At 60.0% G+C, this 413-nt stretch carries 1 pseudogene; it reads left to right on the top strand.

Going from position 1 to position 413, the window contains the following annotated elements:
* Positions 1-177 (top strand): annotated as a pseudogene (gene tauA / locus EN893_RS39820) (taurine ABC transporter substrate-binding protein); the annotation flags it as partial.
* Positions 178-413: the final 236 nt, after the last annotated feature.

Raw genomic sequence — 413 nt, 5'->3', positions numbered from 1 at the left:
GTCTTCCCGACGCTGGAAGAGCAGGCCTCCGACAAATTCCTCGGCGGCGGCACGGTCAAGGCGGTGGAAGCGACATCCGCCTTCCTCAAGGAGCAAGGCAAGATCGACGCCGTGCTGCCGGACTATTCGAAATACGTATCGTCGAAATACGTCACAGAGGCGCTCGCCTCGAACTAGTACTCGTTTAACGCAATTCCGGACGGAAAACCGCTTCACACTTTTCCTGGAATTGCTCTGAACCCGGCCCGCGCGCTTCTTCCCTGACGCCGCGTGCTGACTGCCCCGGAACCGCTGACGAGCGCCGGGGCCGTCGGATTTCAACGAACCGCGAGGCATCCATGCCGCATCTCGTGCTCGACCCCCATCTCGTACTGGACCCCCATCTCGTATTGGACAAGGTCTCGATCCACTAT

This window comes from Mesorhizobium sp. M7A.F.Ca.CA.004.04.2.1, assembly GCF_004022825.1.
Classification (GTDB): Bacteria; Pseudomonadota; Alphaproteobacteria; order Rhizobiales; family Rhizobiaceae; genus Mesorhizobium.
Note: the sequence above shows the minus strand (reverse complement) of the source record. Positions and strands in the feature narration are given on the sequence as shown.